At 64.4% G+C, this 16,374-nt stretch carries 14 protein-coding genes; 13 read left to right on the top strand and 1 reads right to left on the bottom strand.

Translation table 11 applies throughout. The annotated features are described in order from the left end of the window. The first annotated feature begins 1 nt into the window (after position 1). From CAL12_RS19695 to CAL12_RS19640, 12 genes are all read left to right on the top strand, one after another. The gene (locus CAL12_RS19695; protein WP_086066172.1) at positions 2-1,258 is read left to right on the top strand and encodes an NADH-quinone oxidoreductase subunit D; all 1,257 of its coding nucleotides are present in this window, start codon (positions 2-4) and stop codon (positions 1,256-1,258) included. 62 nt (positions 1,259-1,320) lie between these two features. Beyond that, the gene (gene nuoE, locus CAL12_RS19690) at positions 1,321-1,815 is read left to right on the top strand and encodes an NADH-quinone oxidoreductase subunit NuoE (RefSeq protein ID WP_086066171.1); all 495 of its coding nucleotides are present in this window, start codon (positions 1,321-1,323) and stop codon (positions 1,813-1,815) included. Continuing rightward, positions 1,812-3,179: an NADH-quinone oxidoreductase subunit NuoF gene (nuoF, locus tag CAL12_RS19685; RefSeq protein ID WP_086066170.1), complete on the top strand. Its 1,368-nt coding sequence runs from the start codon at positions 1,812-1,814 to the stop codon at positions 3,177-3,179. The genes nuoE and nuoF overlap by 4 nt, the downstream gene beginning before the upstream one ends. Before the next feature lie 14 nt (positions 3,180-3,193). Then, on the top strand, positions 3,194-5,521 hold the full coding sequence (gene nuoG, locus CAL12_RS19680) for an NADH-quinone oxidoreductase subunit NuoG (protein WP_086066169.1): 2,328 nt from the start codon (positions 3,194-3,196) through the stop codon (positions 5,519-5,521). Next, positions 5,521-6,594 carry an NADH-quinone oxidoreductase subunit NuoH gene (gene nuoH, locus CAL12_RS19675; protein ID WP_086066168.1) on the top strand — a complete coding sequence of 358 codons (1,074 nt, stop codon included), beginning with the start codon at positions 5,521-5,523 and terminating at the stop codon, positions 6,592-6,594. Before nuoG ends, nuoH begins: the two co-directional genes overlap by 1 nt. Positions 6,595-6,614: 20 nt before the next feature. Continuing rightward, entirely contained in the window at positions 6,615-7,103 is a 489-nt protein-coding gene (nuoI, locus tag CAL12_RS19670; protein ID WP_086066167.1) for an NADH-quinone oxidoreductase subunit NuoI, read from the top strand. 16 nt (positions 7,104-7,119) lie between these two features. Beyond that, a complete protein-coding gene (locus CAL12_RS19665; RefSeq protein WP_086066166.1) occupies positions 7,120-7,764 on the top strand; it encodes an NADH-quinone oxidoreductase subunit J in 645 nt (214 codons plus the stop codon). Further along, positions 7,761-8,069, top strand: coding sequence for an NADH-quinone oxidoreductase subunit NuoK (nuoK, locus tag CAL12_RS19660; RefSeq protein ID WP_066353466.1), 309 nt, complete (start codon positions 7,761-7,763; stop codon positions 8,067-8,069). Before CAL12_RS19665 ends, nuoK begins: the two co-directional genes overlap by 4 nt. Before the next feature lie 18 nt (positions 8,070-8,087). Beyond that, entirely contained in the window at positions 8,088-10,142 is a 2,055-nt protein-coding gene (gene nuoL / locus CAL12_RS19655; RefSeq protein ID WP_086066165.1) for an NADH-quinone oxidoreductase subunit L, read from the top strand. Positions 10,143-10,154: 12 nt separating this feature from the next. After that, positions 10,155-11,642: an NADH-quinone oxidoreductase subunit M gene (locus CAL12_RS19650; protein WP_198298272.1), complete on the top strand. Its 1,488-nt coding sequence runs from the start codon at positions 10,155-10,157 to the stop codon at positions 11,640-11,642. 9 nt (positions 11,643-11,651) lie between these two features. After that, entirely contained in the window at positions 11,652-13,121 is a 1,470-nt protein-coding gene (gene nuoN, locus CAL12_RS19645; RefSeq protein ID WP_086066163.1) for an NADH-quinone oxidoreductase subunit NuoN, read from the top strand. Positions 13,122-13,214: 93 nt separating this feature from the next. Next, the gene (locus CAL12_RS19640) at positions 13,215-13,547 is read left to right on the top strand and encodes a DUF2818 family protein (RefSeq protein ID WP_086066162.1); all 333 of its coding nucleotides are present in this window, start codon (positions 13,215-13,217) and stop codon (positions 13,545-13,547) included. Here CAL12_RS19640 and CAL12_RS19635 read toward each other — a convergent pair. Next, a complete protein-coding gene (locus CAL12_RS19635; protein ID WP_086067997.1) occupies positions 13,516-13,938 on the bottom strand; it encodes a YkvA family protein in 423 nt (140 codons plus the stop codon). The two genes, CAL12_RS19640 and CAL12_RS19635, sit on opposite strands and share 32 nt — an antisense overlap. A 190-nt stretch (positions 13,939-14,128) precedes the next feature. Between CAL12_RS19635 and CAL12_RS19630 the strand changes: the two genes are divergently transcribed. Further along, positions 14,129-16,363 carry a TonB-dependent receptor gene (locus CAL12_RS19630; RefSeq protein ID WP_198298271.1) on the top strand — a complete coding sequence of 745 codons (2,235 nt, stop codon included), beginning with the start codon at positions 14,129-14,131 and terminating at the stop codon, positions 16,361-16,363. Positions 16,364-16,374 lie beyond the last annotated feature (11 nt).

Genomic DNA, 16,374 nt, shown 5'->3' with positions numbered 1-16,374 from the left:
CATGGCAGAAATCAAGAACTACACCCTGAACTTCGGTCCCCAGCACCCGGCCGCGCACGGCGTGCTGCGCCTGGTGCTCGAACTGGACGGCGAAGTCATCCAGCGTGCCGATCCGCACATCGGCCTGCTGCATCGCGCCACCGAAAAGCTGGCGGAGCACAAGACCTTCATCCAGGCGCTGCCCTACATGGACCGCCTGGACTACGTGTCCATGATGTGCAACGAGCACGCCTACGTCATGGCCATCGAAAAGCTGCTGGGCATCGAGGCGCCGCTGCGCGCGCAGTACATCCGCGTCATGTTCGATGAAATCACGCGGATCCTGAACCACCTGATGTCGCTGGGTTCGCATGCGCTGGACGTCGGCGCGATGGCCGTCTTCCTGTACGCGTTCCGCGAGCGGGAAGACCTGATGGACTGCTACGAAGCGGTATCCGGCGCCCGCATGCACGCCGCCTATTACCGTCCGGGCGGCGTCTATCGCGACCTGCCGGACGCCATGCCGCACTACGGCGAATCCAGCAAGTATCGCGGCGATCGCGAAGTGCGCGCCATGAACGACGCGCGCTCGGGCTCGCTGCTGGACTTCATCGAAGACTTCACCAACCGCTTCCCGGCCTGCGTCGACGAATACGAAACGCTGCTGACGGACAACCGTATCTGGAAGCAGCGCCTGGTCGGCATCGGCGTGGTGACCCCCGAGCGCGCCAAGGCCCTGGGTTTCACCGGCCCGATGCTGCGCGGTTCCGGCATCGCCTGGGACCTGCGCAAGACGCAGCCCTACGAAGTCTACGACCTGCTCGATTTCGACGTGCCGGTCGGCGTGAACGGCGACTGCTACGACCGCTACCTGGTCCGCGTGGCCGAAATGCGGCAGAGCAACCGCATCATCCGCCAATGCGTGGAATGGCTGCGCAACAACCCCGGCCCGGTGATGATCGACAACCACAAGGTCGCGCCGCCCAAGCGTGCCGCCATGAAGACCAACATGGAAGAGCTGATCCACCATTTCAAGCTCTTCACCGAAGGTTTCCATGTGCCGCCCGGCGAAGCCTATGCGGCCGTCGAACATCCAAAGGGCGAATTCGGCATCTATCTGGTATCCGACGGCGCCAACAAGCCGTACCGCCTGAAGATCCGCGCCCCCGGGTTCGCCCATCTGCAGTCGCTGGACGAAATGACCCGCGGACACATGATCGCCGACGCCGTGACCGTCATCGGCACGCAGGACATCGTGTTCGGCGAAATCGACCGCTAGGGAACGCCGCACGACCTTGAAGAAGACCCGAACGGGCCTCTTGCATATTCCGGATTCAAACTATGCTGCTTTCCGAACAGGCTTACCAGAAAATCGACCGGGAGCTCACGAAGTTCCCGGCCGACCAGAAGCAGTCGGCCATCATGGCCGCGCTCGCCATCGCGCAGGACGAAAAAGGCTGGCTGTCGACCGAGATCATCGAAGACGTCGCCGTCTATCTGGGGGTGCCGCCCATCGCGGTGCAGGAAGTGGCCACCTTCTACAACATGTTCAACGTGGCGCGGACCGGCAAGCACAAGATCTCGGTCTGTACCAACCTGCCGTGCGCGCTGCGCGACGGTGACAAGGCGGGCGACTACCTGAAGCGCAAGCTCGGTGTCGACTACCGCGGCACCACCGCCGACGGCATGTTCACCCTGGTGGAAGGCGAATGCATGGGCGCCTGCGGTGACTCGCCGGTGCTGCTGGTGAACAACAAGCACATGTGTGTACGCATGACCGAAGCGCGGATGGACGAGCTGATCGACGGCCTGCGCGCGCAAGGAGAAACGGCATGAACGCGCCGGACCTTTATCGCAATTTCGCCCAGGGGCTGGACCCCGATCCCTTGCGCGACCTGTCGCAGTCGATGTGCCTGCATGGCCGCCATCTCCAGCCGCAGATCCTGGCCGACCTGGATGGCGCGAACTGGCGCCTGGAAGAATACGTCAAGCGCGGCGGCTACGAGGCCCTGCGCAAGATCCTGACGACCGGCATGAAGCCGGAAGAAGTCATCGCCGAGGTCAAGGCTTCGGGCTTGCGCGGCCGCGGCGGCGCCGGTTTTCCGACTGGGCTGAAGTGGAGCTTCATGCCGCGCACGTTCCCGGGCCAGAAGTACCTGGTGTGCAATTCGGACGAGGGCGAGCCCGGCACGTTCAAGGATCGCGACATCCTGCGCTTCAATCCGCATATCGTGATCGAAGGCATGGCCATCGCGGCCTACGCCATGGGCATCTCGGTGGGCTACAACTATATCCACGGTGAAATCTTCGAAGTGTACGAACGCTTCGAGGAAGCCCTGGAAGAAGCGCGCGCCGCCGGCTTCCTGGGCGACAAGATCCTTGGATCGGAATTCAACTTCCAACTGCATGCCTTCCACGGCTACGGCGCCTACATCTGCGGCGAAGAAACCGCCTTGCTGGAATCGCTGGAAGGCAAGAAGGGCCAGCCGCGCTTCAAGCCGCCGTTCCCGGCCAGCTTCGGCCTGTACGGCAAGCCGACGACGATCAACAACACCGAAACCTTCGCGGCGGTGCCCTGGATCATCCGCAACAGCGGCCAGCAGTACCTGGAAATCGGCAAGCCGAACAACGGCGGCACCAAGATCTTCTCGATCACCGGCGACGTCGAGCGTCCCGGCAATTACGAGATCCCCATGGGCACGCCGTTCTCCAAGCTGCTGGAACTGGCCGGCGGCATGCGCGGCGGCCGCAAGCTCAAGGCCGTGATTCCCGGCGGCTCCAGCGCCCCGGTGCTGCCCGCCAGCATCATGATGGACACCACCATGGACTACGACGCCATCGCCAAGGCCGGCTCCATGCTGGGTTCGGGCGCCGTGATCGTCATGGACGAAACGCGCTGCATGGTGAAGTCGCTGCTGCGCCTGTCCTATTTCTACTTCGAGGAAAGCTGCGGCCAGTGCACGCCGTGCCGTGAAGGCACGGGCTGGCTGTATCGCATGGTGAACCGCATCGAGCATGGCGAAGGCCGTCCGGAAGACCTGGATCTGCTCGACAGTGTGGCGGGCAACATCATGGGTCGCACGATCTGTGCGCTGGGCGACGCGGCCGCGATGCCCGTGCGCGGCTTCCTGAAGCATTTCCACGACGAATTCGCGTACCACGTCGAGCACAAAAAGTGCGTGGTCCCGCACTATCTGTAGGTCAGGAAAAAAGAATGGTTGAACTAACCGTCGACGGCAACAAGGTAGAAGTGCCCGAGGGCAGCATGGTGATGCATGCGGCCCAGAAGCTCGGGCAGTACGTGCCGCATTTCTGCTACCACAAGAAACTCTCCATCGCCGCCAACTGCCGCATGTGCCTGGTCGAGGTCGAGAAAGCGCCCAAGGCGCTGCCGGCCTGCGCCACGCCCGTGACCAACGGCATGGTGGTCTTCACCAACTCGGAAAAAGCCAAGGCCGCGCAGAAGTCGGTCATGGAATTCCTGTTGATCAACCACCCGCTGGATTGCCCCATCTGCGACCAGGGCGGCGAATGCCAGCTGCAGGACCTGGCGGTGGGCTACGGCGGATCGGCTTCGCGCTATCACGAAGAAAAGCGCGTGGTCTTCCACAAGGACCTGGGCCCGCTGGTGTCGGCCGAGGAAATGAGCCGCTGCATCCATTGCACCCGCTGCGTGCGCTTCGGCCAGGAAATCGCCGGCGTGATGGAGCTGGGCATGATCAACCGGGGCGAGCACTCCGAGATCACGTCCTTCGTCGGCCGTTCGGTGGAATCCGAGCTGTCCGGCAACATGATCGACCTGTGCCCGGTGGGCGCGCTGACGTCGCGGCCGTTCCGCTACAGCGCCCGTACCTGGGAACTGGCGCGCCGCCGTTCGGTCAGCCCGCACGACAGCCTGGGCGCCAACCTGGTGGTGCAGGTCAAGGGCGACGAGGTCATGCGCGTAGTGCCTTTCGAAAACGAGGCGCTGAACGAATGCTGGCTGAGCGATCGCGATCGCTTCTCGTATGAAGGCCTGAACGCCGACGATCGCCTGGAAACGCCCATGATCAAGGGCGCCGACGGCGAATGGCGCGCCGCCTCCTGGGCCGACGCGCTGCAAGCCGTGGCGCAGGGCCTGTCCCGCGTGCGCGACAACTTCGGCGGCGGCCAGATCGGCGCGCTGGCGGCGGAATACGCCACCACCGAGGAATACGCGCTGCTGGGCCGCCTGGTCCGCGCGCTGGGTTCCGAAAACATCGATTTCCGCCTGCGTCAGACCGATGCGGCGCTGGGTGCCGCGCTGGAAGGCACGCCCTGGCTGGGCATGCAGGTGTCCGACCTCGACACGCTGGACCGCGTGCTGGTCGTCGGTTCGGTGCTGCGCAAGGATCATCCCCTGATGGCGCAACGCCTGCGCCAGGCCGCCAAGCGCGGCGCGCAGGTCCTGCTGGTCGACAGCCTGGCGGACGATCCGCTGATGCCCGTCACCGGCCGGCTGACCGTCGCGCCGTCGGCGCTGGCGCGCGCGCTGGCCGAAGTCGCCGTCGCGCTGGCCCAGGCCAAGGGCGTGGACGTCCCCGCTGAATTCGGCGGCGTGGTGGCCGGCGAACAGGCCAAGGTCATCGCGGCCAGCCTGGCGTCGGGCAGCCAGACCGCGGTCCTGCTGGGCAATATGGCCGTGGCGTCGCCGCAGGCCGCGACGATCGCCGCCAACGCGCAGGCCATCGCCGGCATGCTCGGCGCGCGCCTGGGCTTCCTGACCGCTGGCGGCAACACGGTGGGCGGCTACTTGGCCGGCGCCGTGCCGGGCAAGGGCGGGAAGAATGCCGCCGCCATGCTGGCGGATCCCCTCAAGGCCTATATCGTGCTGCACGCCGAGCCGCTGCTGGACGCCGACAACGGTCCGCAAGCCGTGGCCGCGCTGCGCGACGCGCAATTCGCCGTCGCGCTGACGCCGTATCGCGCCGCCGCCCAGGAATGGGCCAACGTGATGCTGCCCGTCGCGCCGTTCACCGAAACCTCGGGCACCTTCGTCAACGCGCAGGGCACCGCGCAGAGCTTCAAGGGTACTGTCGTGCCGTTCGGCCAGACCCGTCCCGGGTGGAAGGTGCTGCGCGTGCTGGGCAACGTGCTGCAACTCGCCGGCTTCGAAGACGAAACGTCCGAATCGGTGCGCGACAGCGTGCTGGCCGGCGGCGTGGAAGGGCGCCTGTCCAACCGCGTCAATGCCGCGCCGGGCGTGGGCGCGACGCTGGGCGGGCTGGAGCGCGTCGCCGACGTGCCCATCTACCGTACCGATGCGATCGTGCGCCGCGCGCACTCGCTGCAGGCCGCGCCCGCTTCGCGTTCGCCTTCGGCGCGCATGAACGGCCAGACCCTGGCCAGCCTGGGGCTGACCGCCGGCATCAAGGTGCGCGTGCGCAGCGCCACCGGAATCGTCGAGCTGGAAACGGTGCAGGACGAAACGGTGGCCGACCGTGCCGTGCGGGTGTCCGCCGGCTTCGAACAAACCGCCGCCCTGGGTGGCGCATTCGGTGAAATCAGCGTGGAGCGTGCCTGATGGAATGGCTCAACACTTTGGAAAGCCAGGGCCAGGCGCTGCTGGGCGCAACTCCCTGGCTGGTGATCTGGACGCTGGTCAAGGTGGTCGTCATCGCGGTCCCCATCATCCTGTGCGTGGCCTACCTGACGTACTGGGAACGCAAGATGATCGGCTTCATGCACGTGCGCAGGGGCCCCAATCGCGTGGGCTACCGCGGCCTGCTGCAACCCTTCGCGGACGTGTTCAAGCTGCTCACCAAGGAAGTGGTGGTGCCGACGGAGGCCAACCGCATCCTGTTCATCCTGGCGCCGGTGGTCACGCTGATGCCCGCGCTCGCCGCCTGGGCGGTGGTGCCCTTCGGACCGCAGGTGGTGCTGGCCAACGTCAACGCCGGCCTGCTGTACATCATGGCCATCACGTCGGTGGGCGTGTACGGCGTCATCGTGGCAGGCTGGGCGTCCAACTCCAAGTACGCCTTCCTGGGGGCGCTGCGGGCGTCGGCGCAGATGGTGTCGTATGAGCTGGCCATCGGCTTCGTCCTGGTCACGGTGCTGCTGGTGTCCGGCAGCCTGAACATGAGCGAAATCGTGCTGGGCCAGACGCGTGGCTGGTTCGCGGACCACGGCCTGACCTTCCTGTCCTGGAACTGGCTGCCGCTGCTGCCGCTGTTCGTCATCTACGTGGTGTCGGCCGTGGCGGAAACCAACCGCGCGCCGTTCGACGTGGTGGAAGGCGAATCGGAAATCGTCGCGGGCCACATGGTCGAGTATTCGGGCATGGCCTTCGCGCTGTTCTTCCTGGGCGAGTACGCCAACATGATCCTGTTGTCGGCCCTGGCTTCGATCATGTTCCTGGGCGGCTGGACGTCGCCCATCGACGTGGCGCCGCTGACCTGGATACCCGGCTGGATCTGGCTGGGCCTGAAAACGTTCGTCGTAGTCTCGCTGTTCGTCTGGTTCCGCGCGTCGTTCCCGCGTTACCGCTATGACCAGATCATGCGCCTGGGCTGGAAGATCTTCATTCCGCTGACCGGCGTGTGGCTGCTCGTCGTGGCGATCTGGATGCAGACGCCCTGGAACATTTGGCGCTAGCGATAGGCAAAAGGCAGGATATGGAAGCGATCAAGGATTTCTTCGGCAGCCTCTTGCTGTCCGAACTGCTCAAGGGCATGCGCCTGACGGGCAAGTATTTCTTCAAGCGCAAGGTCACCTTGCGCTACCCCCACGAAAAAACCCCGGCGTCGCCGCGGTTCCGCGGCCTGCACGCGCTGCGCCGCTACCCCAACGGGGAAGAGCGCTGCATCGCCTGCAAGCTGTGCGAAGCGGTGTGCCCGGCGCTGGCCATCACGATCGAGTCGGACGTGCGCGACGACGGCAGCCGCCGCACGACGCGCTACGACATCGACCTGACCAAGTGCATCTTCTGCGGCTTCTGCGAAGAAAGCTGTCCGGTGGATTCGATCGTCGAAACGCACGTCCTGGAATACCACGGCGAAAAGCGCGGCGACCTGTACTTCACGAAGGACATGCTGCTGGCGGTGGGCGACCGCTACGAGGCGGAAATCGCCCAACGACGCGCCGAAGACGCGCCCTACCGTTGATGCCGGGTACGACTCCATGACTTTCACCACCTTTCTTTTCTACCTGCTGTCCATCGTGCTCGTGGTGGCGGCGTTCCGCGTGATCACGGCGCGCAGTCCCGTGACCGCGGTGCTGCACCTGATCCTGGCCTTCTTCAACGCGTCCATGCTGTGGATCCTGCTGGGCGCGGAATTCCTCGGCCTGCTGCTGGTCCTGGTGTACGTCGGCGCCGTGATGGTGCTGTTCCTGTTCGTCGTGATGATGCTGGACATCCGCATGACGGCGCTGCGGCACGGCTTGCGCACCTACCTGCCGCTGGGCCTGGTGATCGGCTTGATCCTGGTGCTGGAGATCTCCTTCGTGCTGGGTTCGACCTGGTTCAATGCGGGTCCCCCGGCCGCGGTGGCGGGCGATTACAACAACGCCCGCGTGCTCGGTACGGCCATGTACACGCAGTACGTCTACGCCGTGGAAGTCGGTGCCGTGCTGCTGCTGGTGGGGATGGTGTCGGCGATCGCGCTGACGCTGCGCCGCCGCCGCGACGTCAAGTACAACAATCCGTCGGAAGCCGTGCGCGTGCGCGCGAAGGACCGCTTCCGCCTGGTGAGCATGCCGGCGCAGAGCGAGCGCGCCCAGGCCCGCACCGCCGCCGCCGTTCCGGCCCAAGGAGAACAGAAGTGACGTTGACGCTGGCCCATTACCTGATACTGGGGGCGATCCTGTTCGCCATCGGCATCTTCGGCATCTTCCTGAACCGCCGCAACCTGATCATCTTGTTGATGTCCATCGAGCTGGTGCTGCTGGCCGTCAACATGAACTTCGTGGCCTTTTCGAGCTGGTCCGGCGATGCCGCCGGGCAGGTCTTCGTGTTCTTCATCCTGACCGTCGCGGCCGCCGAAGCCGCGATCGGGCTGGCGATTCTGGTGCTGCTGTTCCGCAACCTGAACACGATCAACGTCGACGAACTCGATCGCCTGAAGGGCTGACGGAGTCCAGGAATAACAATGTCTAGCTCTCCCAATCTCTATCTGCTCATCGCGCTGGCGCCCCTGGCCGGCGCCATCCTCGCCGGCCTGTTCGGCACCGGGTTCCTCGGCAAGCCCATCGGGCGGCGCGGGGCGCACGTCATCACCATCCTGGGCGTGCTGATCTCGACGATCGGTGCCTTCGTGGTGCTGGGCGACGTGCTGAACGGCCACACCTTCGACGGGAACGTCTACACCTGGAGCCTGATCGGCAGCACCCAGCTGAACATCGGTTTCCTGATCGACCCGCTGTCGGCCATGATGATGGTCGTGGTCACCAGCGTGTCGCTGATGGTGCACATCTACACCATCGGCTACATGGCGGACGATCCCGGCTACCAGCGCTTCTTCGCCTATATCTCGCTGTTCACCTTCTCCATGTTGATGCTGGTCATGTCCAACAACATGGTGCAGCTGTTCTTCGGCTGGGAAGCGGTGGGCCTGGTGTCGTACCTGCTGATCGGCTTCTGGTACACGCGGCCGACGGCGATCTTCGCCAACATGAAGGCCTTCCTGATCAACCGCGTCGGCGACTTCGGCTTCGTGCTGGGCATCGGCCTGCTGTTCGCCTACGTCGGCTCGATGCAGTACGCGGACGTGTTCAGCCAGGCCGACAAGCTGGCCGGCATGACCTTTCCGGGCGGCGACTGGAAGCTGCTCACGGTGGCCTGCATCTGCCTGTTCATCGGCGCCATGGGTAAATCGGCGCAAGTGCCGTTGCATGCCTGGCTGCCCGATTCGATGGAAGGCCCGACGCCGATTTCCGCGCTGATCCACGCCGCCACGATGGTGACGGCGGGTATCTTCATGGTGGCGCGCTTTTCGCCGTTGTTCGAGCATTCGGATACGGCGCTGTCCTTCGTCATCGTGATCGGCGCGATCGGCGCGCTGTTCCTCGGTATCCTGGGCATCATCCAGAACGACATCAAGCGTGTCGTCGCGTATTCGACCCTGTCGCAGCTGGGCTACATGACCGTGGCGCTGGGCGCATCGGCCTACCAGGTGGCGATTTTCCACCTGATGACGCACGCCTTCTTCAAGGCGCTGCTGTTCCTGGGCGCGGGTTCGGTGATCATGGGCATGCACCATGACCAGGACATCCGCAACATGGGCGGCCTGCGCAAGTACATGCCCATTACCTGGATCACCTTCCTGATCGGCACGCTGGCCCTGGTGGGCACGCCGTTCTTCTCGGGCTTCTACTCGAAGGAACACATCATCGAAGCCGCGGCCGCGTCCGAGATCTGGGGCGCCGGATTCGCGCACTTCGCCACGCTGGTCGGCGTCTTCGTGACGTCGCTGTATTCGTTCCGCGTGTACTTCCTGGTTTTCCACGGCAAGGAACGCTTCGATACGCACGGCCATGGCCATGCGCACCACGACGACAACCATGGCGCGGAAGCGCAGGTGCATGGCACGGCCGACAGCCACGGCCATGACGACCACGGCCACAGCGGCCCGCCGCACGAATCGCCCTGGGTCGTCACGCTGCCCCTGATCGTGCTGGCGATCCCGTCGGTGATCATCGGCGCGCTGGTCATCGATCCCATGCTGTTCGGCAAGTACTTCCAGGGCGCCATCACCGTGCTGCCCGACCATCCGGCCATGCATGAACTGGCCGAGGAATGGCACGGCTGGGTCGCCTTCGGCCTGCACGCCTTCACCACCACGGCCTTCTGGCTGGTGGTCGCGGGCGCGGTGGTGGCCTGGTACTGCTACCTGGTCAATCCCAAGGTGCCGGCGGCGATCAAGCGCAGCCTGTCGGGCGTCAACGTCGTCCTCGAGAACAAGTACTACGTGGACTGGTTCAACGAGCAGGTGATCGCCCGCGCCGCCCGCGGCCTGGGCCGCGGCCTGTGGCAGGCCGGAGATCGCGGCCTGATCGATGGCCTGATCAACGGCAGCGCCCGGCTGGTCGGCTGGGTGGCGGGCGTCAGCCGCTACCTGCAGTCCGGCTTCATCTATCACTATGCCTTTGCCATGATCATCGGGATCCTGGCCCTGGTGACTTTCTTCGTGCTGATTCCCCAATAAATGGCTAGCGAGATGGCATCCCATACTTTTCCCTGGCTTACCCTCGCGGTCTTCGTCCCCATCGTCTTCGGCCTGCTGGTGCTGGCCCTGGGCGGGGACAACAAGCGCGGACTCACGCTGTGGCTGTCCCTGATCGGCGCCGTGGCGGGGCTGCTGGTGACGATTCCCCTGTACACCGGCTTCGACGCGTCGACGGCGAACATGCAGTTCGTCGAAAACGTGCCGTGGATCAGCACCTTCAACGTCAACTACCACCTGGGCGTGGACGGCATATCGCTGTGGTTCGTGCTGCTGACCGCCTTCATCACGGTCATCGTGGTGCTGGCGGGCTGGGAAGTGATCACCAGCCGCGTCGCGCAGTACATGGCGGCCTTCCTGATCCTGTCGGGCCTGATGATAGGCGTGTTCGTCGCGCTGGACGGCCTGCTGTTCTACGTCTTCTTCGAAGCCACCCTGATCCCGATGTACATCATCGTGGGCGTGTGGGGCGGGCCGAACCGCGTCTACGCCGCGTTCAAGTTCTTCCTGTACACGCTGCTGGGATCGCTGCTCACGCTGGTGGCCTTCATCTACCTGTGGAACGCGTCGGGCGGCTCGTTCGACATCATGCAGTGGCACCAGCTGAAGCTGGGCATGACCCCGCAGATACTGGTGTTCGTCGCCTTGCTGGCGGCCTTCGCGGTGAAGGTGCCGATGTGGCCGGTGCACACCTGGCTGCCGGATGCCCACGTGGAAGCGCCCACGGGCGGCTCCATCGTGCTGGCCGCCATCATGCTGAAGCTGGGCGCCTACGGCTTCCTGCGCTTTTCGCTGCCCATCGCGCCGGACGCCTCGCACAGCCTGGCCGGCCTGATGATCGCCCTGTCGCTGATCGCGGTGATCTACATCGGCCTGGTCGCCATCGTGCAAGAGGACATGAAGAAGCTGGTGGCGTACTCGTCGGTGGCCCACATGGGCTTCGTCACGCTGGGTTTCTTCATCTTCAACACGGCCGGCGTCGAAGGCGCCATCGTGCAGATGATCTCGCACGGCTTCGTGTCGGGCGCCATGTTCATGTGCATCGGCGTGCTGTATGACCGTGTGCACAGCCGCCGCATCGCCGATTACGGCGGCGTGGTGAACACGATGCCGCGCTTCGTGACGTTCTTCGTGCTGTTCTCCATGGCCAACAGCGGCTTGCCGGCCACCAGCGGTTTCGTGGGCGAATTCATGGTGATCATGGGCGCCGTGCAGCACAACTTCTGGATCGGCCTGCTCGCGGCCACGGCGCTGATCCTTGGCGCGTCCTACTCGCTCTGGATGGTCAAGCGCGTGGCCTTCGGCGAAATCGCCAACGATCACGTGCGCGCGCTGACCGACATCAATCGCCGCGAATTCCTGATCCTGGGCCTGATGGCGATTACCGTGCTGTACATGGGGATCTATCCCAAGCCCTTTACCGACGTGATGCATGCGTCGGTGCAGGCCCTGATGCAACACGTTGCCATCTCGAAACTGTAAGCCAAGACAATGATGCACTCCTCACTCGATTTCGCGCTGGCGACGCCGGAGATCCTGCTGCTCGTTCTGGGCTCGGTGATCCTGCTGGTCGATGCGGTCAGCAATCACCCCACGCGCAAGATCAGCTACGTGCTGACCTTGGGCACGCTGGTGGTGCTGACGATCATTTCCCTGATGCAGTGGCACGATGGCGTGAAGGGCAGGGCGTTCGGCGGCCTGTTCGTCACCGACGACCTGGCGCACCTGCTGAAGGTCACGTCCTATGTGGCGGTGTTCGTCACGCTGGTCTACGGCCGCGTCTATTCGCAGTCGCGCGACATGCTGCGTGGCGGCGAAATGTACGTGTTGTCGCTGTTCGGCCTGTTGGGCCAGATGGTGATGATCTCCGCGGGCAACCTGATCACGGTCTACCTGGGCCTGGAGCTGATGTCGCTCTCGCTGTACGCGCTGATCGCGCTGCGCCGCGACGACGCCACGGCCACCGAAGCCGCCATGAAGTACTTCGTGCTGGGCGCGCTGGCCTCCGGTTTCCTGCTGTACGGCATGTCCATGATCTACGGCGCCACGGGCCAGCTGGACCTGGCGCAGATCGCCGCGGTCATCGGCGCCGGCAAGGCGCAGTATCTGCCGCTGGTGCTGGGCGTGGTCTTCATCGTGGCTGGTCTGGCGTTCAAGCTGGGCGCGGCGCCGTTCCATATGTGGGTGCCCGACGTCTACCACGGCGCCCCGACGGCCGTCACGCTGCTGCTGGGCGCCGCGCCCAAGCTGGCGGCCTTCGCGATCACGCTGCGCGTGCTGATCGAAGCCATGCACTCGCTGGCCGCGGATTGGCAACCCATGCTGCTGATCCTGGCGGTGTTGTCGCTGGCGGTCGGCAACCTGACCGCCATCGCGCAAACCAACTTCAAGCGGATGCTGGCCTATTCGACCATTTCGCACATGGGCTTCGTGTTGCTGGGCCTGGCGGCCGGCGGCCAGTCCCCGGCGGTGGGCTACGGCGCGGCGCTGTTCTACATCGTCACCTATGTACTGACGACCCTGGGCAGCTTCGGCATGGTGCTGCTGCTGTCGCGCGATGGTTTCGAGTGCGACAACATCGACGACCTGAAAGGCCTGAACCGCCGCAGCCCCTGGCATGCCTTCATCGTGCTGGTCCTGATGGTGTCGCTGACGGGCCTGCCGCCCACGGTGGGTTTCTACGCCAAGCTGGCCGTGCTGCAGCCGCTGATCCAGATGGGCCATGTCAGTATCGCCGTGATCGCGGTGATGTTCTCGCTGATCGGGGCTTTCTACTACCTGCGCGTCGTCAAGGTCGTGTATTTCGACGATCCCGTGGGCGACGTCCACCCGGTATCGGCTTCCTGCGTGCAGCGCGGGCTGATGTCGCTGAACGGCGTGCTGGTGCTGCTGCTGGGTATCGTACCCGGCGGCCTGATGGCGGCCTGCGTGCGCGCGGTGCAGACGTCCCTGGGCCTGTAAGCCAGCTCGCGGCCGGCCTCGTGCCGGCCGGCAGACTTGTCAAAAACCAGTACGGCGGCGCGCAATGCGCCGCCGTTCGCTTCAACCGGGCCGATGAATCAAACCCTTGCCGTCTGGCTGTTGATCGCGCTGGCGCTGGTCTGCGCCAACCTGCCGTTCCTGAACGAGCGGGTGTTCGCGCTCTTCGTATGGCGCCGGAACGGTGCGCCCCTGCCCAAGCCATTCTGGCTGCGCCTGTTCGAGCTCCTGGTGTTCTACCTGGTCGTCGGCGCCCTGGGGTTCGCTTTCGAGTCCGCGCTGGGCAATCGCTTCTCCCAAGGCTGGGAGTTCTACGCCATCGGCCTGTGCCTGTTCCTGGTGCTGGCGTATCCCGGCTTCGTCATCCGCTACCTGCTCAAACGGCGGCGCTCGCCGCGACAGGGCTGAACCAGGTCACGTAGACCCACCACGCGATCACGGCGGCGATCGCGATCCACACGATCACCACAAATACCGCGCCGGCCTTGCTGCCGGGGCGCGCCAGCCTGCGCGCGGCCCAGGCCTGCGCGCGTTCGCGGCTGTCCGCGCGCACCGGCGCGGGCAGGGCACGCAGGGTTGCCCAGATCAGGATCGGCACCAGTATCAGGTCATCCAGCAGGCCAAGCACCGGTATGAAGTCCGGTATCAGGTCGATGGGGCTCAGGATATAGGCGGCCGTCAGGATCGCCAACGCCTTGGCGTACCAGGGGGTGGCGGGATGTCGCAACGCGAACCAGACCGTCATCGCGTCCTGCCGCGTTCGTAGCGCCCACAGGCGCGTGATCTTCAGCCAACGCATTTCCGCCTCCATTCTGACGAATTTCTGAATGTCGGATGCGTGCGATTCGCCGCTGACATGTCGCTGAAGCGCCACATTGTGTGCTCCATATTAATAAATATTGTCCGTCTCACCGAGTTTGTCTATCATTCGGCACAAAGTTTCAAAATAAGAATCGTTGTCATTATCGTTAGCAACTCGGAGAAGCCCCTTGAAGCAGCAAGACTCGTATTCCTTGAATACGTTAACCCAGTCCCTGGCCGTTGCGCTGGCGAGCCCCGCGCTGTTCCTGGGGCAGCAGGCCGTCGCGCAGAACGCTCCCGTCACGGAAATGGCGCCCGTCCAGGTCGAAGGCGATTCCCTGTACGACGTACCGGTATCGTCTTCGCCGAAGTTCACGGCGCCCCTGCTGGATACGCCGAAGTCGGTGCAGATCATTCCGCAGACGGTGATCCAGGACAGCGCGGCCACTTCGCTTCAGGACGTATTGCGCAATTCTCCCGGCATCACCTTCGGCGCGGGGGAAGGCGGCCAGCCGCTCGCCGACCGGCCATTCATCCGCGGCAGCTCCTCGGGCAACAATATCTACGTCGACGGCATCCGTGACCCCGGCGGCCAGACCCGCGAAATCTTCAACGTCGAAAGCGTGGAGGTCATCCGCGGCGCGGACTCGGCCTACGGTGGCCGTGGCTCGGGCGGCGGCAGCATCAACCTGGTCAGCAAGAAACCCAAGCTGGGCTCCTTCGTACAGGCGGACGCCGGCCTGGGCACCGACGCCTATTGGCGCGGCACCGTGGACGCCAACTGGCAGTTCAACGACAACTCGGCATTCCGCCTGAACCTGCTGGACGGCAAGGGCAATGTCCCGGGCCGCAATGCCGTCGATTACGACAAATGGGGCGTGGCGCCATCGCTGTCCTTCGGCCTGGGAACGCCGACCCGCGCCACCTTCAGCTATTACCACTTCCAGTCCGACGGCATGCCGGACTATGGCGTGCCGCTGGCTACGAAGATCCCCGGCAAGCACACCAGCGACGGCATCCTGAACGTGGGCCGCAGCAAGTTCTACGGCGTGTATGACCGCGACTACGTGAAGAACAAGGCCGACATCGGCACGATCGAGCTGGAACATGACTTCAACCAGCACGTCACCCTGCGCAATGCCACGCGTTATGGCCAGACGCTGAACGACTACGTGCTGACCAACCCCGGCGACGGTGGCGCGGCGCGCTTCGACCCGGCCAGCGGCGAGTGGTGGATGCAGCGCGGGCTGAAATCGCGCTGGAACCAGACCACCATGCTGTCGAACGTCACGGAGCTGTACGGCAAATTCGACACCGGCTCGCTCAAGCACAGCTACGACGTCGGCGTCGAGTTCACCAACGAAAAGAACAAGAACGCCAGCTACAACGTGACGACGACGTCCGGCAGTTTCTGCCCGACGGTATTCCCCGCCGGATCCATGGACTGCACGCCCGTCTACCATCCGGATCCGCACGACAACTGGTCCGGCGATATTTCGCGCGGGCCCTTGAACAGCGACACCACGTCGAACACACGCGCCATCTATGCTTTCGACACCATCGAGTTCAACGACCGCTGGTCGCTGAACCTGGGTGGCCGCTTCGACAACTATCGCATCGACGGCAATTTCCTGCCGCGTGGCGCGACCAGCTCGCAGAGCACCAGCGGCAGCTGGAATATCTTCAGCTACCAGACCGGTATCGTCTACAAGCCCGCGCCCAACGGCAGCATCTATCTGTCGTATGCGACGGCGTCCACGCCGCCCACGGTCAGCGGCGGTGACCAGGAAACCCTGACTGCCGATACCGACAGCCTGGATCCGGAGAAGAGCCGTACCATCGAGCTGGGCACCAAGTGGGACGTGCTGAACGAAAAGCTGACCCTGACCGCGGCCATCTACCAGACCGACCGCAAGGATGCGCAGATCCAGGTGGACCCAGGCGTCTTCGAACAGGCGGGCAAGACCCGCGTGCGCGGGCTCGAACTCGGCTTTGCCGGTGCGGTGACGCCCAAGTGGAATGTGTTCGGCGGCTACAGCTACATGGACAGCGAACTGGTCAAGGGGGCCTACAACGGCGTGAACGAAGGCGATCCGCTGGCCAATACCCCGCGCAACAGCTTCAGCCTGTGGAATACCTACAAGCTGCTGCCGAAGTTCACCGTGGGCGGCGGCATCTATTACGTGGGCAAGACCTACGGCGGCAACCAGGGCGGCGGGGGCGGCGGCGCCAATAGCGTCTACATGCCGGCATACTGGCGCTTCGACGCAATGGCGGCCTATCAGGCATCGCCCAACCTGACCTTCCAGCTGAACGTGCTGAACCTGACGGACAAGGAATATTTCGCCCGGACCAATGGCGTGCATCACGCCGATTACGGTCCCGGCCGTCAGGTCATCCTGACCACGTCGCTGCGCTATTGATAGGGGGCGGG

This window comes from Bordetella genomosp. 8 (genome assembly GCF_002119685.1).
Lineage (GTDB): Bacteria > Pseudomonadota > Gammaproteobacteria > Burkholderiales > Burkholderiaceae_B > Bordetella_C.
This window is presented reverse-complemented; position numbering and strand designations above follow the sequence as displayed.